Origin of the sequence: Apilactobacillus kunkeei, assembly GCF_001421115.1 — a bacterium.
GTDB classification, from domain to species: Bacteria; Bacillota; Bacilli; order Lactobacillales; family Lactobacillaceae; genus Apilactobacillus; species Apilactobacillus kunkeei_F.
Map to the genome: position 1 here is coordinate 333,123 of NZ_JXCW01000001.1, position 19,226 is coordinate 352,348.

18 protein-coding genes are annotated in these 19,226 nt (G+C 37.8%); 16 read left to right on the forward strand and 2 right to left on the reverse strand.

From position 1 onward, the window contains the following. The first annotated feature begins 46 nt into the window (after nucleotides 1–46). The 3 genes from RZ55_RS01150 to RZ55_RS01160 all read left to right on the forward strand — a co-directional run bounded on the left by RZ55_RS01150 (nucleotide 47) and on the right by RZ55_RS01160 (nucleotide 4,563). Nucleotides 47–913, forward strand: coding sequence for a DNA/RNA non-specific endonuclease (locus RZ55_RS01150; RefSeq protein ID WP_237757098.1), 867 nt, complete (start codon nucleotides 47–49; stop codon nucleotides 911–913). A 12-nt stretch (nucleotides 914–925) separates the two neighbouring features. Then, nucleotides 926–2,695 carry a hypothetical protein gene (locus RZ55_RS01155; RefSeq protein WP_171823244.1) on the forward strand — a complete coding sequence of 590 codons (1,770 nt, stop codon included), beginning with the start codon at nucleotides 926–928 and terminating at the stop codon, nucleotides 2,693–2,695. 65 nt (nucleotides 2,696–2,760) lie between these two features. Beyond that, complete coding sequence (locus RZ55_RS01160) at nucleotides 2,761–4,563, forward strand: hypothetical protein (RefSeq protein WP_057175550.1); 1,803 nt, start codon at nucleotides 2,761–2,763, stop codon at nucleotides 4,561–4,563. Between the two features lie 3 nt (nucleotides 4,564–4,566). Here RZ55_RS01160 and RZ55_RS01165 read toward each other — a convergent pair whose 3' ends face one another. Next, entirely contained in the window at nucleotides 4,567–5,289 is a 723-nt protein-coding gene (locus RZ55_RS01165; protein ID WP_057175552.1) for a hypothetical protein, read from the reverse strand. Between the two features lie 87 nt (nucleotides 5,290–5,376). Next, entirely contained in the window at nucleotides 5,377–5,976 is a 600-nt protein-coding gene (locus RZ55_RS01170; protein ID WP_057175554.1) for an SGNH/GDSL hydrolase family protein, read from the reverse strand. A gap of 221 nt (nucleotides 5,977–6,197) precedes the next feature. Here RZ55_RS01170 and RZ55_RS01175 point away from each other — a divergent pair, with 221 nt between their 5' ends. From RZ55_RS01175 to RZ55_RS01235, 13 genes are all read left to right on the forward strand, one after another. After that, nucleotides 6,198–7,013 (forward strand): hypothetical protein, encoded by an 816-nt coding sequence (locus RZ55_RS01175; protein WP_057175555.1) that lies wholly within the window; start codon nucleotides 6,198–6,200, stop codon nucleotides 7,011–7,013. An 87-nt stretch (nucleotides 7,014–7,100) separates the two neighbouring features. Continuing rightward, nucleotides 7,101–8,348 carry a NupC/NupG family nucleoside CNT transporter gene (locus RZ55_RS01180; RefSeq protein WP_057175557.1) on the forward strand — a complete coding sequence of 416 codons (1,248 nt, stop codon included), beginning with the start codon at nucleotides 7,101–7,103 and terminating at the stop codon, nucleotides 8,346–8,348. Between the two features lie 39 nt (nucleotides 8,349–8,387). After that, a complete protein-coding gene (locus RZ55_RS01185; RefSeq protein ID WP_143444173.1) occupies nucleotides 8,388–9,707 on the forward strand; it encodes an NCS2 family permease in 1,320 nt (439 codons plus the stop codon). Nucleotides 9,708–9,882: 175 nt separating this feature from the next. After that, nucleotides 9,883–10,620: a 16S rRNA (guanine(527)-N(7))-methyltransferase RsmG gene (gene rsmG / locus RZ55_RS01190; RefSeq protein WP_057175558.1), complete on the forward strand. Its 738-nt coding sequence runs from the start codon at nucleotides 9,883–9,885 to the stop codon at nucleotides 10,618–10,620. 18 nt (nucleotides 10,621–10,638) lie between these two features. Further along, the gene (locus RZ55_RS01195; protein ID WP_034535006.1) at nucleotides 10,639–11,406 is read left to right on the forward strand and encodes a ParA family protein; all 768 of its coding nucleotides are present in this window, start codon (nucleotides 10,639–10,641) and stop codon (nucleotides 11,404–11,406) included. Then, nucleotides 11,396–12,277 (forward strand): ParB/RepB/Spo0J family partition protein, encoded by an 882-nt coding sequence (locus RZ55_RS01200; RefSeq protein ID WP_057175561.1) that lies wholly within the window; start codon nucleotides 11,396–11,398, stop codon nucleotides 12,275–12,277. Before RZ55_RS01195 ends, RZ55_RS01200 begins: the two co-directional genes overlap by 11 nt. 14 nt (nucleotides 12,278–12,291) lie before the next feature. Then, entirely contained in the window at nucleotides 12,292–12,480 is a 189-nt protein-coding gene (locus RZ55_RS01205; protein ID WP_034532678.1) for a DUF951 domain-containing protein, read from the forward strand. A 27-nt stretch (nucleotides 12,481–12,507) separates the two neighbouring features. Then, a complete protein-coding gene (gene ychF / locus RZ55_RS01210; RefSeq protein ID WP_034535011.1) occupies nucleotides 12,508–13,608 on the forward strand; it encodes a redox-regulated ATPase YchF in 1,101 nt (366 codons plus the stop codon). Between the two features lie 18 nt (nucleotides 13,609–13,626). Then, nucleotides 13,627–14,355: a DUF1129 family protein gene (locus tag RZ55_RS01215; RefSeq protein ID WP_057175562.1), complete on the forward strand. Its 729-nt coding sequence runs from the start codon at nucleotides 13,627–13,629 to the stop codon at nucleotides 14,353–14,355. 92 nt (nucleotides 14,356–14,447) lie between these two features. Further along, on the forward strand, nucleotides 14,448–15,584 hold the full coding sequence (gene guaB / locus RZ55_RS01220; RefSeq protein ID WP_053792443.1) for an IMP dehydrogenase: 1,137 nt from the start codon (nucleotides 14,448–14,450) through the stop codon (nucleotides 15,582–15,584). Between the two features lie 119 nt (nucleotides 15,585–15,703). Next, the gene (locus tag RZ55_RS01225) at nucleotides 15,704–16,393 is read left to right on the forward strand and encodes a response regulator transcription factor (RefSeq protein WP_034532684.1); all 690 of its coding nucleotides are present in this window, start codon (nucleotides 15,704–15,706) and stop codon (nucleotides 16,391–16,393) included. Continuing rightward, the gene (locus tag RZ55_RS01230; protein WP_054482894.1) at nucleotides 16,383–17,591 is read left to right on the forward strand and encodes a sensor histidine kinase; all 1,209 of its coding nucleotides are present in this window, start codon (nucleotides 16,383–16,385) and stop codon (nucleotides 17,589–17,591) included. The genes RZ55_RS01225 and RZ55_RS01230 overlap by 11 nt, the downstream gene beginning before the upstream one ends. After that, entirely contained in the window at nucleotides 17,581–18,972 is a 1,392-nt protein-coding gene (locus RZ55_RS01235) for a D-alanyl-D-alanine carboxypeptidase family protein (RefSeq protein WP_057175563.1), read from the forward strand. Before RZ55_RS01230 ends, RZ55_RS01235 begins: the two co-directional genes overlap by 11 nt. Nucleotides 18,973–19,226: the final 254 nt, after the last annotated feature.

Sequence of the window (19,226 nt, forward strand, 5' to 3'; positions counted from 1 at the left end):
ATATGTATTATTATTAATGTATAAGATTAAAACGGAGTGATAAAAGTTGAAAAAGTTCTTAGTTTTCTTGTCATTGATAACTGTACTTTTAATGTGTTTTTCAGTTTCTGGACAGACGGTCAATGCACAAACCTACGTATATGTTACAAGAACTGGTAAAAGATACTACTACAACCGAAATGATTGGGGACTAAAGCGGGCACGCCAAGTTTATCGTGTTACCTTAAGTCAGGCGCAATCACGTGGTCTTACTTTGGCCAAAGATGAAAGTGCTCACCGCACCGTCGTTACCAAGGTTACAGCCAAAACGGCCAGAAAGATACATAAACAAGCAGTTAGTCACAGTGGTAAGACTAAGATTGCCAAGAATCAAATTGTGATTATAAATGGTAATAATCCAGCGTTTACCAAGTCCGAAATGTCATTAAAACATGGGGCATGGGCAAGATATGGTAGTTTGGATAAGCTCAATCGTTCAACCACTGCGAATGCAATGTTAAACTATTCATTGATGCCAAAGGTTAAAAGAGAACCTTTATATGTTGATCCAACGGGTTGGCACAATAAGAAAGACGGTGGCACATGGTTATATAACCGTAGCCATCTAATCGGCTATCAGTTTACAGGTCAAAACAACAACTTGCGTAATCTGATGACAGGAACGCGTTCATTAAATGATCCTGCAATGAGTACGTTTGAAAACAAGGTTGCATACTATCTACGTAGTAATCATCACCACTACGTTAGATATCAAATCAAACCGGTCTTTAAGAAGAACAATCTTTTAGCATCTGGTGTGATTATGCGTGCCAAGTCAGTTGGTAGCAACGCAATTTCGTTTAATATTTACATTAAAAATATTCAAGAAGGATTCAAACTTAACTACGCCAATGGAACTAGCGTAGCTGAATAATGAGGAGAATTAATGATGGAAAAATTAAAGCAGTTTTTAAAATGGTTAACACCATTTATTATCTTTTTAGTTTTAGCGTTATTAGTCGTTGCGATTCCACTAATTAAGAAACAAACATTTTTGGGATCAGATTCACTATTTCACTTTAACCGTTTCTACGATGCCGCAATGCAACTAAAGACCCATAAGATTAGTTATTTCCAAACTAACTATGGTTTCTTAGGTACTGGTAGAATGCTAAGTACCTTGTATGGACCAGTGGCAGCATATGCTGGTGGTTTTCTACTACTATTAGCTGGAACCTGGTTTAAGTTCGAAATTCTAACTGATTTAATCGTGCTAATTGTTTCAGCACTTGGAATGTACAAGCTATGTCGTGTTAACAACGTCGACAAGTACCCAGCAATCTTCATGGGATTCATTTACATGTACTCATCATTGGTAATGCAATGGGTCACTGCTCAACAATTTACCGGGGTAGGGGCAATGATCGTGCCATTCGTCATGATTTACGCCACTCAAATGGTCAGAAAAAATGACGTTTCATTTGTTGGCTTTGCATTCGTAATGAGTCTATTGGTGCAAACTCACTTGATGAGTGCCATGATTACCGCCATCGGAATTATTCCATTCTTCGTCGTTGGAATGATTAAGGCGGTTGATAAGAAGCAACGTGTCCGTATGCTACTACATACTATTTACGCTGCGTTGATTACAATGGTATTAACCATTAACGTTTGGTACAACCTAATCTACATTTCTGCTACCAACCACTTACTTCCGGTATACCCAGTTCCACATGTTCGTACCTACGGATACAACTTTAATGTTCAATCATTAGTGAACATTATGAAACCGACTGAGTTTATTCTATTTATTTTTGTATTATACTTTGTTATTAGAAGATTCAAACAAGTTGATATCTTAACTAAGACAACAGCATTCACTGGATTTTTCTTCTTAGTTATTTCATGGAGCCACTTCCCATGGGGAGTTCTTCAATATCTTATTCCACAGTTATCTTACACACTCCAATTTCCAAAACGTTTCTTGGTAATTGCGTTTGTATGTTTATTGGTAACTTTCGGTCGAATTTTAACTTATGAAATTAGAAACAATACTCATAAGAGTAACTATGCCGTGGTAGTAACTATCTTATTATTAATCGTTGGTAGTGCTGGATTGGATTTTTATGCCATTCACCAACGTAGCGTAAACTATGTGGCCTTAAATACTAAGCGTCACAAAAACAACAAGAACGATAACTCAATTTACTACTACATGAGAAAACACCATAGAACAATTCAAAAGGACACCCAAAGCCACAAACTATCTAACTTGCTAGAGGATATTATCAAGGCTACTCCGGATTATGTTCCTTCTTACAAACAAATCAAGGGACATGATGAATACGAAAAATTGAATCCATACGAATTGTATTACAAGGAATACATCGAAAAGAATCACAATAAGAAGATTCATTTCAAACACGTTGTAAGAAAAGATGGATCATTGAGTATCAAGTTCAAGCTAAAGAAGGCTCAAGAAATTCAAGTTCCATTGGTTAAGTATGCCCAAACAGAAGTAACGGTGAATGGAACCGTTAAGAATGTGAAGACAACTAAACTGGGTGCTGTTATCGTTTCAGCTAAGAAGGGTAACAACCGAGTAAACATTAAATACGTAACATCATTCACCACTCGTTTGATGATGGTACTAACATGGATTAGTTGGATTTTGTTTGGTATTTTTGCAATAACAAAAATTAGACGCAACAAGTAGGCTGAATGCGGTCTTTTGTCGTTTTATAAGGAAATGAATCATTTCCGATTACTGGAGGGATAGTTTTGGAACAACTGAGAAATGCGGCTAAAAAAGTACATGAAAGCCGCTTTTTCCCGCTGCTCGTATTTGGATTATTGGGGTTGATTGCGCTTAGCAGCTTGATTTTAAATAACACATTAATTTTAAGCTACGATACGATTTTTCACTTTAATCGATTTTATGACACTGCTGAGCAAATCAGAAATGGAAGTTATAATTACTTCCAAATGAACTACGGTTTCTTACAAACGGGAAGAATTGTTAATGCTTTGTATGGACCGGTAGTAGCATACATTGGTGGATTTGTCCTATTGCTAAGTTACAACTGGATTGTTTTTGAAATTGTAAGTTCAATGCTAGTGATGTTAGTCGCTGCATTTTCAATGTATTGGTTATGTAAGGTTAACGGTGTTAGTCGTGATTACTCCATCTTAATGGGTTCACTATACATGATTGGATCATCCGTATTCGTATGGGTGATTAACCAACAATTCACCGGAGTCGGTGCTGCCGTCATGCCGGTGTTCTTCATCGGAATTACTTTGATGCTACAAAAGCTAAGAATCCCGGTATTAGGGGTATCCGTTGGAATGGCAGTCCTAATTCAAACCCATGTGGTATCGAGTTTGATTGCCTTCGGGGCATCCCTTCCTATAATCATTGTTTCTTTGGTGCTAACTAAGGAAAAATGGAAGATGATTAAGGATGGTTTAATCGCAATTGTATTAACACTTGCATTGACCTTTAACGTCTGGGGAGTCATGATCTCAATCTTTAGACATAACTTCTTGATTCCAACATTCCCAGAAACCAGCATGCAACTATTCACAGTTTCACTTCACGGCGAATCAATTCAAAGCGTTGTGAAGCCAATGGAACTGTTAATCTTCTTGTATGTGATCTACTACGTGATTACTAGATGGAAGAAGCTAAACTACGTTGTAAGAACACTGGGCTGTGTGGGGTTTGGTTTCTTGGTACTGTCTACTAACATCGTGCCATGGACTCGTTTACAAGTTGAATTTCCTAAGCTAACCACATTGGTGCAATTCCCTAAACGTTTTGCGGTGGTACCATTCATCCTATTCTTCTTATTACTAGGGATGATTTTGACTAACGACAAGCACGCCTTGACGTTAAAACCATTGCACTACCCAAGTCGAGCATTCACTTACGCAATGCTATTCTTCGTTTTTGCGTTAAACATGGAATTAAACTTCCAAGCAATCAACCTAGGGGTATCTCAAACCATTGCGATGAAACAAAACAATGATTCTGTCATCCCGGTTAACCATGCGTTTAGCTACAATAAAAAATATAATCGAACATACTTACAGGACCTAGAAAGTCCAAACAAGTCGTATCTAGTTAACGATATTCTAAAGACAACACCTGATTACTTACCAGCTACTGAGGCAGTCAACGAGGATAATTATGCTAGTGTGCATCCATACTTGAACAACCACCGTCAATTGATTAAGCACAACTTCAAGATTAAGGGTGGCTACACCAAGAAGGTGAACAAGGATGGATCATTGACCGTCACATGGTATAACCATCACTCAAAGACTAGACGTTTTAGAGTAACTGTCGTTAAGTACTCAGCCACTAAGTTAGTCCTAAACGGTAAGAAAATTAAGCCAGCTCGCCTTAGTCAAGTTGGTGCCGTTACCGTTAAGGCTAAGCCAGGTAAGAATGTGCTAACAGTATCTTATCGTACTGGATTAGGAATGGATGTCATCTTCCTAGTTACCACACTTAGTTGGGTCGACGTCTTCGGCTATGTCATCGTTAGAAGATTCAAAAACAAAAAGAGTAACCAATAGTGGTTACTCTTTTTTATTTGCTAAATAATCCTCATACATGTACTTAGCCGTTTTCAAATAGATGTCATGGTATATTTGGTCGTCGAATAAGATTGAGTTGGCACAGGATAAATTTGGGTTATTAAACCGACTCTGTTTGACGAAATTAATACAGTTAATACTCTTTTGGGTGTAGTAGATGATGAAGTTATGAATCATCATGAGGTCCTTGAACTTGTTTTGCAGGTAGTACCCGCTGGCGTTGACCTTGAGATGGGTTTCTTTGCCGTGCATGTATAGATAGGAGAACTTATCAGTTGAATAGGGGATGCAATAGCTCAATAGGTTGGCGTTAAACCAAGAGTAGGACCGAGTCTTATGACTGGAGGGCAGTGGAATCAGGGATGCCTCGGTGGTTAGAATCGGAAACTTATTTTTGATATGCAGTTCCTCACAGACGCTTCGATTGAAGTGCTTGTGCAGCATGCATTCCATTTGTAGCTTTTTATTGATTAAAGCGGTGGTCGATGATTTCAGTAAGTAAAAGTTAAAACCTTTTTCAATCACCATGGTTGAATATCGTTTGCTGCGATCATACACGTCCACTAGCATCAACAGGTCATGCCAGTTGATTTGTTTGAAATTAAAACGGTGGTTGACCATACTAATCGGCAGCTTGTCGACATCAACGAAGGTGGTGCCATCTTTACTTTCGATTGCTTCTTTTTTTAAATTTGTTTCATTCATAAAAAAATCCTCTCGTGTGGTTTGCGTTTAACAAGCTAGCACGAGGGGATTTTTTAGGCGAATTATTTCGGCCAATTTAAGGAAATCTTAACTATTTTTGATGAAGTCACCTATGTAAAAGGCCAGTTTACGATAAGTATATGCGTTAGGGTGGACGTGTTGATCTTGGTACATGTCCTTGTAATTAAAGTCGGTGATAAACTCTGAGTGATATTCACGCCAATCAATGAATGGAATTTGGAATGCTGAATAGACTTCGGTCAATCCATCCAGTAGTTGATTGAAGGTGTAGTTAGAATATCTAATCACGTCAGCGGCGTTCTTGTCATCATCAAAACGAGTTAGTGGAAGCACTGCGTAAATCTTTGCTTCATGATGTTCACTAATAAGTTGTCGAATCAATCTAGTTAATTTGGAAATGATTCGGACCAAAGGAACATCTAGATGACCATAGTCGTTGGTTCCAATCATTAAGACGATAACGTCGTATTGCTTATCTTTGATTTTTTCAATTTCTTTTTCCAGTGTTTCATAGATAGTAGCACCGTTGATCCCGTTGTTACAGACACGGCAATTGTAGTATTTGGCTAAGTATTGTGGATAGTTGTAGCGTAGGTTGACGGTTCCATCGAAGCCACGAGTGACGGAGTCACCTAAGGCCACGACTGTTTTGTTTGTAAGATCCAATTTAATCAACTCCGATTAATATGTATATATTACCTATTATGATATCAAAAACTTAGTAAAAATTTAATTTTATATACTCATAAATTTTTTTGGTATAATGAAGGTCCTTGGCAGGGGCACATAAGCCGAAAAAGACGCGGATATCCGCGCCTTTTTTTATTGACACAATTGCCATTTATGATATACTCATTTGTTAATAAATAAAATTAGGAGGGCACACAATGACACACAAAAGAATGATTGTTTTGGATATTGCTTCACTTGGTTTAGGCGAAGCTCCCGATGCCAATCACTTTGATTCTATTGGTGCCGACACATTAGGCCATATCGCTGATAAGGGGCTAAATGTTTCTAATTTAATTAACCTAGGTCTTGGCAACGTACGCTGGGACAACGAGATTAAGTCAATTCCACAAATTGACGCTCCTCGTGGCTTCTTTGGGAAAATGGTTACCACAGTTGACAGCAACAGGGGTAGTGCCTCATTTCGTGAGATGTTTGACTACACTGCCGGTGTCCGTACAGCTTCTGTAATGGACTTGCTAGCAGAAAAACAACATAGTGTTTCAATTATTTCAAGCTTTGCTTATTATTGGGAAAAACAGGACGATATTTCAATGGTCCAAGTCCCTGATGATAGCAAAGCTTTTATTGAATTGTCAGCTAAAATGAGGACCCAAAAGAGCGGGTTAATTTACTGCCAGTTACCAGAGCTAAGACACTTCGCCAGAATGAACGATAGTGTTGGGTATGCTAAGCAACTAAATGTGTTGGATGAAACAATCGGTAAGGTCTTAGAACGACTAAGGGATAATGATTTACTACTAATCACTTCTTCATATGCCATTGATCCAACCAGGGACAATCGAATTACGCGTGAATATTTACCACTAATTGTCTTCAATCCAAATAAGAATGAAGGTAAGTCATTGGGAATTAAACGTTCACTAGGGGCGGTTGCTAATGCAATCGTTGCGTTCTTTGATTTAGACGATGGTGAAATTACTAAACCAAACTTCATCAACGAAGTTAAGTAATTAATTAATATTGAAAGGGGTGTTGCGCAACTAAAATAAGCTATTTGTCACTATATTTTTTGTCGCAGAGAAAGGATTAGAAATTTTATGTATTTGTTAGTTAATATTTTAGGAATTATTGTTTTCCTAGGGATTGCATTTATTTTTTCAAAGAACAAGAAAGAAATTAAATGGCGTTCAGTAATTACTGTTTTAGTGTCAAACCTAGTAATCGCTTACTGTTTAACACAATTTGCATGGGGTCGTGCTGCTGTTGAAGCCGCTGCCAATGGTTTCTCAGCATTAGTTGAAGTCGCCTACCAAGGTATCGCTTTTGCTCTACCTAGTTGGGTTCACGTTAAGTCAATGGACTTTGTAACTTCAGCACTTCTACCAATTTTATTAATCGTTCCAGTGTTTGATATCTTAACTTACATTGGAATCCTACCTTGGATCATCAAATGGGTAGGTAAAGGTTTGGCATACATAACTGGCCAACCTAAGTTTGAATCATTCTTCGCTGTTGAAATGATGTTTTTAGGTAACACTGAAGCACTTGCTGTTTCAACTCTACAATTAAAACAAATCTCAGCAGTAAGAAATGTTGTCATTGCCATGATGTCAATGTCATGTGTGACTGCCTCAATTCTTGGAGCATACACTCAAATGGTTCCAGGTCAATACGTATTGACTGCCGTTCCATTGAACATCTTAAATGCTGTTATTGTAACTAGTATTTTAATGCCAACTTCAGTTAGTCCAGAAGAAGATACTATCGCTAATTTAGGTAGTTCTTCACAAACTGCTGAAGTTGCCGTTGGTGAACATCCTGAAAACGCAGAAGAAGCTAAGAAAGAACCATTCTTCTCATTCTTGGGTGACTCAATCCTAGGTGCTGGTAAATTAATCTTAATCATTACTGCAAACGTTATCGCATTCGTTGCTTTAGCTGCATTAATTGACAAGATCTTAGGTGCAATCAATCCTAGTTTATCCCTAGAACACATCTTAGGAATCATCATGTTCCCATTTGCTTGGTTAATGGGTTCAGACGTGCATACTGCTTTTGATTTTGCGCAAAACATGGGTACTAAGCTGGTAACTAACGAATTCGTTGTTATGGGTAAAGTATCATCACACATCGGTTCATACGCTCCTCACTACCGTGCACAATTAACTGTCTTCCTAACTTCATTTGCTAACCTTTCTACAGTAGGAATGATCATTGGTGCATTCAAGGGTATCGTTAACCGTGAAGTAAACAACGCTATTTCAAAGAGTGTAGGTTACATGATTCTATCAGGAATTTTAGTTTCACTACTATCTGCAGGAATCGTTGGTCTATTTGTATGGTAAAATAGAAACATAATATATATAGATTAAGGATTTTGTTTAATGAGTAATAAGTTGAACAAAACGTCGAAAAAAGAGACAGCCGCGCTGTCTCTTTTAGACGTTTTAAGGGACAAAGAAATTTTTAAGACAGAGGTCTTAGGTGGGATTACTGGATTCTTCGCAATCTCGTATATCTTGGTAGTTAATCCAATGATACTAGCGGATGCGGGGATGGATGTTCACCAGACCGTCTTTGCGACAATTATTAGTTCTGTCATCGGTTGCTTTATCATGGGATTCTATGCGAACTCCCCAGTAGTGATTACGCCGGGGATGGGTGTCAATGCGTTTTTCACCTACACGATGGTGTTAAACATGGGATTGTCGTATCAAGAAGCGTTGACCGTTTCATTAGTATCGACGATTGCGTTTGCATTAATCGCATTTAGCCGATTTACGGACATCTTACAGGGTGGCATTCCTGATTCATTGAAGTCAGCGATTACCGCAGGCATTGGTTTGTTTTTAGTCGAGATTGGTCTTCAAAAGGCCGGATTAATTCAACAAGGGAAGAATTCGTTGTTAACGATTGGATCATTTAAGAATCCATCGTTGCTACTAGCCATTTTTGGATTGATTCTAACGATTGTTCTATACATTAAGAACGTGAAGGGAAACTTCTTCATTGGAATTGTGATTACCACAATTGTCGGAATTATCTTCCATATTCATGACAGTGGGGTTAAGACCACCCACTTGATTGATATCTTGCAATATCACAAATCATTGTTCGACTTTAGTTTTAAAAACGTCTGGACGACACCATTTATCATGGCATCATTTTCAATGACGATGATCTTGGTGTTTGAATCGATGGGATTAAACGCCGGAATCTTACCGGACATGAAGAAGTTCAAGAAGACTTTTAGAACTGTTTCAATTACTGGAATCATTTCTAGTATCTTAGGAACCAGTCCGACCGTATCGGCTGCCGAAAGTGTGGCTGGTTTTCAACTAGGTGCTAGAACCGGAATCATGTCAATTACCGCTGGAATAATGTTCTTACTTTCAACGTTTTTCATCAGCTTTTTGGACTTAGTACCGCAAGCAGCGATTGCACCGGTAATTATCATCACAGGTGCTTTGATGTTATCCAATCTAAAGACCATTAACATGGATGACTTTGCTGAATGGTTCCCAGCGTTTCTAATCGTGGTATTGATTCCATTGACCGGAAGTATCTCAATTGGATTGGCATTCGGCTTTGTCGCTTATCCAATCGTGAAAATCTTCAATGGCCAAATCAAATCAATTAGTACAATTAACTATATTTTAAGCGGGTTGTTTTTAATCAATTTGATAATGACAGCAATGCTATAGTAAAGGCGATCGGATGATCGTCTTTTTATATGTATTTTTTTGATAATCTAGTGACGAATTAGCCTAATTTTGGTTATAATGGAGAAGTATATGTTTCATGATTGTAAAAAAGATTAATATCAGTTAAAGTATAGATAGATGTGAAACAATCATGTTTCACAATAGGAGGATTTGCATGAATCCAGAAGAATTCAAGAGTCAATTAGCAAAACACAATATCGAATTGACTGACCACCAAATGCAACAATTTGCAGATTACTATGAATCGTTAGTTTCCACTAACGAACACGTTAATCTGACAACCATTGTTGATAGGGATGAGGTATATTTAAAGCACTTCTTTGATTCAATTACTCCTGCATTCTTTGCAGAAGACTTGAGAACCGAAGAATTAACCCTATGTGATGTTGGAGCCGGTGCCGGTTTCCCATCCATTCCGTTAAAGATTGTTTTTCCTAACTTAAAGGTCACCATCATTGATTCATTAAACAAACGAATCAACTTCTTGGATGAACTAGTTACTAAATTAGGACTAACCAATGTTGAATTACACCATGCCAGAGCAGAAGAATTTGGTGGTAAAAAATCTCAATACCGTGAATCATTTGATATCGCAACCGCACGTGCAGTTGCTCGAATGAGTGTGCTTGCAGAATTTTGTTTGCCACTAGTTAAGGTCGGCGGACGAATGATTGCACTAAAGGCATCTAAGGCTAAAGATGAACTATCAGACGGAAAAAGCGCGATTACTACTTTAGGTGGTAAGATGATTTCAGATGATGAATTCAATCTGCCGGTTTCAAATGATCCACGTAACATGGTCGTGTTAGAAAAGGTAAAGAACACACCAAAACAATATCCACGAAAAGCGGGTACACCAAACAAGAAACCAATTGGTTCAAGTAATAAGTAGACTAGAGGAGGGGTTTTAATGGGACACGTTATATCATTAGCTAATCAAAAGGGTGGAGTTGGTAAGACTACCACTTCCGTTAACCTAGGTGCAGACCTTGCAACAATGGGTAAAAAGGTATTACTAATCGATGCTGATGCCCAAGGAAATGCAACTTCAGGAGTAGGTATTCAAAAATCCGACATCCAAAAAGATATTTACGATATCTTGGTTAATGAAGAACCAATCTCAGAAGCCATTATTCCTTCAAAACATGAAGGTTTAGACATTGTACCAGCAACAATTCAACTATCAGGGGCAGACATTGAATTAACTCCTCAAATGGCGAGAGAAACACGTTTATTAAATGCCCTAAAATCAGTCTCAGATCAATACGATTACGTACTAGTTGACTGTCCACCTTCATTAGGATTAATCACTGTCAACGCATTTACTGCCAGTGACTCAATCTTAATTCCAGTGCAAACCGAATACTACGCACTAGAAGGTCTAAGCCAATTATTAAACACTGTTCAATTAGTTAAGAAACACTTTAATCCAGACTTAGACGTTGAAGGAGTTCTACTTACCATGTATGACTCACGTACTAAATTAGGTCAACAAGTTAACGATGAAGTTCGTAAGTACTTTGGTGATAAGGTATACGACACAATCATCACTAGAAATGTGCGTTTATCAGAAGCCCCAAGTTACGGATTACCAATCATTGATTATGATCCAAATTCAAAGGGTTCAGAATTATACATGCAATTTGCAAAGGAAGTGTTAGCTGCTCATGGTGAATAACAAAGGACTAGGTCGAGGCATTCAAGCATTGTTTGCTGATAATGATATCGACGCCAACTCAGAAGACGTATTGGAATTAGAGCTAACCAAGTTATCTCCAAATCCTTTCCAACCAAGAACGCATTTCGATACAAATGCACTTAAAGATTTAACCCGTTCGATTGAAAAATCTGGGGTATTCCAACCAATCATTGTAAGAAAGACTAGCGGCAGAAAGGACGAATACGAAATTCTTGCTGGTGAAAGACGTTACCGTGCTTCACGCATGGCAGGTAAGGAAAAGATTCCGGCAATTGTTCGTGATGCTTCTGATGAACAAATGATGGAAATCGCCGTGATGGAAAACCTTCAAAGAGAGGACTTAAATCCAATCGAAGAAGCTGAAGCTTACAACACCTTGATGACTAAGCTAGATATTACTCAAGCTGAAGTATCAAAACGTTTAGGTAAATCACGTCCATACATCGCTAACTACTTACGTCTATTAGGTTTACCAACTGAAGTAAAGGACATGCTTACTAAGAACCAACTTTCAATGGGACAAGCAAGAACATTACTATCAGTTAAGAAGAAGGATGAACTAATCAAATTGGCCAAGAAGGCATACGAACAAACTATGACTGTGCGCCAACTTGAAAAGGAAATTGAAAACCTAAGTTCATCACCTAAGAAGAAAAAGAAACCACGTCGTTCAACCAAGAAGTCACCATTCTTACGTGCTTCTGAAAATGAACTACAAGATAAATTTCAAACATCCGTTTCAATCTCAAATAACCGTTCTAAGAAGGGGACTGGTAAGATTGAAATCAGTTACGCATCAGATGATGATTTAAACCGCATTTTGCAAATTTTAGATATTAACTTAGACTAAAAGGAGTGCTCAATATGTATTCATTAAATGATGTTGTCATGATGAAGAAAGCCCACCCATGTGGCGAGAATAGTTGGAAGATTATTCGAATGGGTGCAGACATTAAGATTGAATGTCAAAAATGCGGCCATGTGGTTATGCTTCCACGTCGTGAATTTGAAAAGAAAATGAAAAAAGTAATTCAAAGTACACAAGAAGATTAAATCTAAAGAAAAGAGTGAATTATTAATATGTCATTAACAGCAGGAATTGTTGGTTTACCAAACGTTGGTAAATCTACATTATTTAATGCGATTACTAAAGCTGGTGCGGAAATGGCTAACTACCCATTTGCCACAATCGACCCAAACGTAGGGATGGTGGAAGTACCAGATGACAGACTTGATCGAATTCAAGAACTAATTCCAGCTAAGAAGATTGTGCCTACTACTTTCGAATTTACCGATATTGCCGGTATCGTTAAGGGTGCAAGTAAGGGTGAAGGTCTTGGTAACAAGTTCCTAGAAAACATCAGACAAGTGGACGCTATCGTTCACGTTGTTCGTTCTTTTGACGATGACAACATTACCCACGTTACTGGTAAGGTTGATCCAATCGCTGATATCGAAACAATCAACTTAGAACTCGGTATCTCTGATTTAGATGCAGTTACTAAGCGTTTAGGTCGTGTTCAAAAGGCTGCTAAGGGTAAGGACGAAGACGCTCTTGCTGAATTAGCTGTCCTAGAAAAGATTAAGCCAGTCCTAGAAGCTGGTAAACCAGTTCGTTCAATCGACTTTGACGAAGATGAACAAAAGATTGTTAAGGGACTATTCTTATTAACTTCAAAACCAGTGCTATACGTTGCTAACATCTCAGAAGATGACATGGCTGATCCAGAAGGCTCAAAGTACTTCCAACTAGTTAAGGAATACGCTGCTAAGGAAAACGCGCAAGCAATCGGTATTGCTGCTGAAACTGAAGAAGAAATTGCTGAATTAGATGACGAAGACAAGGCTACTTTCCTAGAAGCTGAAGGTGTTACTGAACCAGGTCTAAACAAGCTAATTCGTGCTTCATACAACCTATTAGGCCTAGAAACATTCTTCACTGCAGGTGGTAAGGAAACTAAGGCTTGGACTTATCTAAAGGGTACTAAGGCTCCTCAAGCTGCCGGAATTATTCACTCAGACTTCGAACGTGGTTTCATTAGAGCAGAAGTAATGGCATTTGACGACCTAGACAAGCTAGGTAGCGAACAAGCCGTTAAGGAAGCTGGTAAGCTACGTGTTGAAGGTAAAGATTATGTTATGCAAGACGGTGACATTGTAAACTTCAGATTCAACGTTTAATCGGAAAGGACGACATCAATGACTGAAAAGAGAAATGCTCATGTACAACAAAACAGACATGAAGCAGAACAAAAGACTCGTCAACAATTTGATGGGATTGGTTTGACTAAACGTAATTCAGATTACATGTTTAGATTTAACAAAGAGTTAAAGAAGACCAAGCTATCAGATGAACGTAAGGTCGAAATCGTTAACCAAATGAAGAATGAATTACTAGTTGAACAAAAGCACGGTGCAACTGCGCGTAATTTATACGGTACTGTTGAAGAACGTATTAACTTCATTATGAACCCACCAAAGAAGAAGATTTCTATGATGGACAACTTTGTGCCTAATGCAATCTTTAACGCATTATTCTTCTTTGTAATCTTTAACTTGCTATATGGAATCACTTTGATGATTCAAACTAACGCAAAGGACAAGCAATCAGTCGGAATCTTATCACTTGTATTGATTTCACTAGTATTTGGTATCTTTATGCCAATTATGACTAGATTATTGGACGGAAACGTTAAGCACAAATACAGTGGACTAGTGCGTTTTGGTTTGCTAATCCTATCGGTAATTGTGTGGATTGGTGCGTTCATGGTAATTGTTTCAATTCCACAAGCAGGAATTAACATCGCCGTATCACCAATTGTTAACTTTATTTTAGCTGCTATCTCAGCATTCGCAGCGTTCTGGATCCACAAGAACTACGAAATTACAGTTAATGTGATGACACCTAGAACACCAAATAGAAGATAAAAATAAATGTCAGTGAAAATTAAATTTGATTTTCTCTGGCATTTTTTGTATATTAGACATTAAAAAAATAAACAGATAGGGGTTTTATGATTATGGATAATTGGAACACAAAGTTTGCCAAAAAGGGATTAACATTTGATGACGTATTGCTTATTCCAGCAGAAAGTCACGTTTTACCTAATGATGTGGATACTTCAGTTCGTTTATCAGATGATGTTAAGCTAAACGTACCATTTTTAAGTGCAAGTATGGATACTGTTACAACCTCAGATATGGCGATTGCCATGGCTGAAGTTGGTGGATTAGGTGTAATTCACAAGAACATGATTATCGATGATCAGGCCGCAGAAGTTAAGAAGGTCAAAGCAGTAGAAAAGACCGACAAAACCCCTAACGCAGCAGTTGATGCTAATAATCATTTATTATGTGCCGCTGCTGTTGGTGTTACATCAGATACATTCAAGCGTGTGGAAGCTTTGTTTGCCGCTGGTGCTGACGCTATTATTATTGATACTGCTCATGGTCACTCTGCAGGAGTTATCAGAAAAGTAAAAGAAATTAAAGCTAAGTATGCTGACAAGACAATCATCGCAGGTAACGTTGCTACAGGACAAGCAACTAACGATTTATTCGAAGCTGGTGTTGATGTAGTTAAAGTTGGTATTGGCCCTGGTTCGATTTGTACCACTAGAATTATCGCCGGTGTTGGTGTTCCTCAACTAACTGCTGTCTACGATGCTGCTGAAGTTGCAAGAAAATGGGGCAAGCCAATCATCGCCGACGGTGGTATCAAGTACTCAGGTGATGCTGCTAAAGCAATCGCTGCCGGTGGTAACGCCGTAATGCTTGGAAGTATGTTATCAGGAACTGACGAAGCTCCTGGTGAAATCTTCGAAGAAAATGGAATTAAGTATAAAGCATACCGTGGAATGGGAAGCGTTGGAGCCATGCAACATGGTTCAGCTGACCGTTACTTCCAAGGTGAAGTAAACGAAGCTAACAAGCTAGTTCCAGAAGGTATCGAAGCTCGTGTTGAATACAAGGGTTCAGCTAAAGATGTTGTCTTCCAAATGGTTGGTGGTCTAAGAGCAGCCATGGGATACACTGGATCAAAAGATATTCAAGCAATGAACGACGATGCTCAATTCGTTCAAATCACTAGTGCAGGGCTAATTGAATCACATCCTCATGATGTTCAAATCACAAAGGATGCACCAAATTATAAATAAAATGTTAAAAATATTAAAAGATGCTAATTTTTAGCGTCTTTTTTATTTACATTTATATAACAAATCCTTATATTGTGTTAATATAAAACTATATAAACGAAAAGAAAGAAGGCGTCTCGATGAAAGTTCTAGTAGTAGACGATGATCAAGAAATTGCTGAATTATTAAAGATTTACATACGAAACGAAGGATACGAAACAGTCATTGTAAATGACGGTGAAGCCGCCCTAACAGAATTAAGAAAAAATAGTGATATTGGACTTATGATTCTAGACATTATGATGCCAAAGATGTCTGGTTTTGAAGTATTAAAACGAGTAAGAAGAGAAATTAGTTTACCAATTATGATTCTATCTGCAAAGACAGAAGACATTGATAAGATTGAAGGACTTGTTGGTGGTGCTGATGACTACATAACAAAACCTTTTAATCCATTAGAAGTAATGGCTCGAATGCACTCAATTTTAAGAAGATACACTGACAAGGTTGTTGTCGGGGAACCTGAAGTACTAAACGTTGCTACCTTGACTATTAACCGTGAATCACACGAAGTTAAGACTAGTGATGGCAAGTCAATTCAATTAACTGCAATTGAATTTGGTATTTTATACCTATTGGCAAGTCATCCTGGTCGTGTATACTCTGCCAATGAAATTTTTGAACGAGTTTGGCGCCAAGAAAGTATTATTTCTGCCAAAACTGTTATGGTCCACGTAAGTCACTTGCGTGATAAGCTAGAAGAAGCTACAGACGGCAAGAAGATTATTGAAACTGTCTGGGGAGTAGGATACAGAATCAATGAAGAATAATAGTAAATCAATCAAGTTAACACATAAGGAGCGAATTGGATTAGTTACAGATGCTATTCTAACTAGTTTGTTTATATTGTTAGTTAATTTCTTGGTTTTCTTTGCAACAGAAGTGTATTACACCACTCATCCGGATTGGCGAAACCAGTTAATCCGCTTTGGTAACTCTTTAATTGCAGGAAATCATATCCAACTATGGAGCTGGAGCAATGGATTTGTTGTTATGATTGCCGCGTTGGATATGTTTGTGTTGTATATTCGTTTGTTCATGCATTATAAACGTATTCAAGAGCAACATATTATTAACGATTTGCATTATATCGCTGATGGTAATTTTGATTACACAATTCCATATAAGCTAATCGGTGATGATCAACGAATCGTTGAAAGTATTAATGTATTAGTTAATAATGTTATTCACTCAATGTCTGAAGAACTAAAGACTGAAAAATCAAAGGATGAGTTAATCTCAAACGTTTCTCACGATATTAGAACCCCTTTGACTTCCATCATTGGTTACTTAGGTTTGATTGAAAACAAGCAATACACAAGTGAAGAAGATTTGGCTAAGTATGTTCATATTGCCTATTCAAAAGCTAGACAAATGAAGACTTTGGCCGATGATTTATTTGAATACACAAAAATTACTGATAAAGATTACAGTAAGCTAAACACTAGAAAGATTGAAATGAAGGCAATGATTGACCAAATCGCTGCTGGATTTGATTTAGAAATGGCCGAAAAGGATATGCAAATGCATAGCAAAACCAACTTCGATAAGTTAGTGATTGATGGTAGCCCTTCAGACTTAGCTCGAGCTATTAACAATCTAATCAATAATGCCTTGAAGTACGGTCACGATGGTCACAATATTTATGTTGAAGGTTTCCGTGTCAATGAAAAGGAATTAGAAATAAAGGTTTCTAACGATGGTGAAAAGATTCCTGAAGAATCAATTAAACATGTTTTTGATCGTTTCTATCGTGTCGAAAACTCTCGTAACAAGTCAACTGGAGGAACCGGTCTTGGATTAGCAATCGTATACGAAGTTGTTAGTATCCACGGTGGCTACTGTTCAGTGGCATCTAATGATGAATTAACAACGTTTACTCTCCATCTACCAATCAAACATGGTGATAAGTTAACACCAAACAAACACGAAGAAGGGCAACAGGAGGTTATCGAGAATGCAAAGTAAGCTTGTTTCCAAGCTTAGTATTGCTTTAATTGCATTAGTTATATTCACTACAATGCCTTTAACAGCAAGTGCTCAAACAACTAAGACTACAATGGCCACTACAACCACTACTGATAATTCCAACACGTCAAAGGCTGTTGCAATTAAACGCAGTAAAGAATTAGGCCAAGAGGTCGATAAGTTATTAAGTACGAACCAACCACTAACACTGACCGCTAAGTCTGCAATTGCAATTGACTATCAAACTGGTCAAGTATTGTATGCTAAAAACGTCAATGAATCACTACCAACTGCTTCAATGAGTAAGTTATTAACTTTATATGTTACTTTAAAGTACATTAAAGAAGGTAAAATTCATTGGGACGATAAAGTAAAGATTAACAAGGCACTTCATGATTTAAGTGTCGATCATAATTACGCGAACGTGAAACTACGTTTGGGTAATTCATACACAATCAAACAACTCTATCAAACCGCCATCTATTCTGAAAATGCCGCAACCATGGCATTGGGATACGGTATCGCGGGTAGTACCCAAAAATTTGCCTTGCTAATGCGTAAGGAAGCTAAGAAGATTGGTATTACCGATGCCAAAATTTATACTGCCTGTGGTTTAACCAACGGGGAAGTTGGCTCACTTGGTTTCAAGGGCGTATCAGCTGATGCCGAAAACAAGTTATCGGCTCGTGATATGGCACTATTAGCAATGAAGATTTTGAAATACTATCCAGATATTTTAAAGACCACTTCAGCTAATACAACCAAATTTGACGGTCAAACAATGCTAAATTGGAACTGGATGATTAAGGGCAGAAGCCAAGAACTACCTGACATCAAGGTTGATGGGCTAAAGACCGGAACATCCGATACCGCTAAGGCCTGCTTTACAGGAACTGCTGTTAAGAACGGTCACCGTATCATCACCGTTGTAATGGGAGTCCCTAATGCTGGTCAATACGATCCAGCTCGTTTCATCCAAACCAGAAAGCTTATGAAGTACGTGTACGCTAAGTATCACTACGTTAAGCTATCTCATGGTCAAACCGTTAAGAATGCCACTGACGGTAGAAATAGCGGTAAGATTAATGTTGAAAACGGTAAAGATGACTCGGTCGATTTAGCCGTTTCAACTACCCAAGGTGTATGGTTGACTAAGAACCAAAAACTAAATATTAAAGACATCAAGTCAGCTGGCGAATATGCTGACGGATCAAGCGTTGATGCTGGATTCGATAAGGGCGATAAGATTGCCACAGCCAAAGTCTCCAATGTGAAGTATATGAAGGGTGTATCTAACCGCATTGATTTAATCGCTAATCATGATGGAGATAAACCTAACATTTTCGTGAGAGCATGGAGATGGATTGCCAGTTTATTCTAAAAAAGAGTTATCAAAATGATAACTCTTTTTTTATTGCAAATATTGAACAAACAGTATATTCACTGTGTTTATAATAATAAAATGATGATGTTTTATTAAAATTATGTAAATAAGTTAGATAAAATAAACTATTTTGCGTTATAATAGTAGGTAAAGTTTGATTTTTATCTGACTGTTTATAAATCGTTGAAAATTAAGACCTATTGTTTTTAAACGGGGGAATATTATTTGACAAAGCAAGTACCAAATCCAAA

What these genes read in the sequence shown, in the direction of transcription:
- RZ55_RS01155 (WP_171823244.1), top strand. Translation starts at nt 926, where the DNA reads ATGATGGAAAAATTAAAGCAGTTTTTAAAATGGTTAACACCATTTATT.
- RZ55_RS01165 (WP_057175552.1), bottom strand. Translation starts at nt 5,289, where the DNA reads ATGAATGAAACAAATTTAAAAAAAGAAGCAATCGAAAGTAAAGATGGC.
- RZ55_RS01175 (WP_057175555.1), top strand. Translation starts at nt 6,198, where the DNA reads ATGACACACAAAAGAATGATTGTTTTGGATATTGCTTCACTTGGTTTA.
- RZ55_RS01180 (WP_057175557.1), top strand. Translation starts at nt 7,101, where the DNA reads ATGTATTTGTTAGTTAATATTTTAGGAATTATTGTTTTCCTAGGGATT.
- RZ55_RS01185 (WP_143444173.1), top strand. Translation starts at nt 8,388, where the DNA reads ATGAGTAATAAGTTGAACAAAACGTCGAAAAAAGAGACAGCCGCGCTG.
- rsmG (WP_057175558.1), top strand. Translation starts at nt 9,883, where the DNA reads ATGAATCCAGAAGAATTCAAGAGTCAATTAGCAAAACACAATATCGAA.
- RZ55_RS01195 (WP_034535006.1), top strand. Translation starts at nt 10,639, where the DNA reads ATGGGACACGTTATATCATTAGCTAATCAAAAGGGTGGAGTTGGTAAG.
- RZ55_RS01200 (WP_057175561.1), top strand. Translation starts at nt 11,396, where the DNA reads ATGGTGAATAACAAAGGACTAGGTCGAGGCATTCAAGCATTGTTTGCT.
- RZ55_RS01205 (WP_034532678.1), top strand. Translation starts at nt 12,292, where the DNA reads ATGTATTCATTAAATGATGTTGTCATGATGAAGAAAGCCCACCCATGT.
- ychF (WP_034535011.1), top strand. Translation starts at nt 12,508, where the DNA reads ATGTCATTAACAGCAGGAATTGTTGGTTTACCAAACGTTGGTAAATCT.
- RZ55_RS01215 (WP_057175562.1), top strand. Translation starts at nt 13,627, where the DNA reads ATGACTGAAAAGAGAAATGCTCATGTACAACAAAACAGACATGAAGCA.
- guaB (WP_053792443.1), top strand. Translation starts at nt 14,448, where the DNA reads ATGGATAATTGGAACACAAAGTTTGCCAAAAAGGGATTAACATTTGAT.
- RZ55_RS01225 (WP_034532684.1), top strand. Translation starts at nt 15,704, where the DNA reads ATGAAAGTTCTAGTAGTAGACGATGATCAAGAAATTGCTGAATTATTA.
- RZ55_RS01230 (WP_054482894.1), top strand. Translation starts at nt 16,383, where the DNA reads ATGAAGAATAATAGTAAATCAATCAAGTTAACACATAAGGAGCGAATT.
- RZ55_RS01235 (WP_057175563.1), top strand. Translation starts at nt 17,581, where the DNA reads ATGCAAAGTAAGCTTGTTTCCAAGCTTAGTATTGCTTTAATTGCATTA.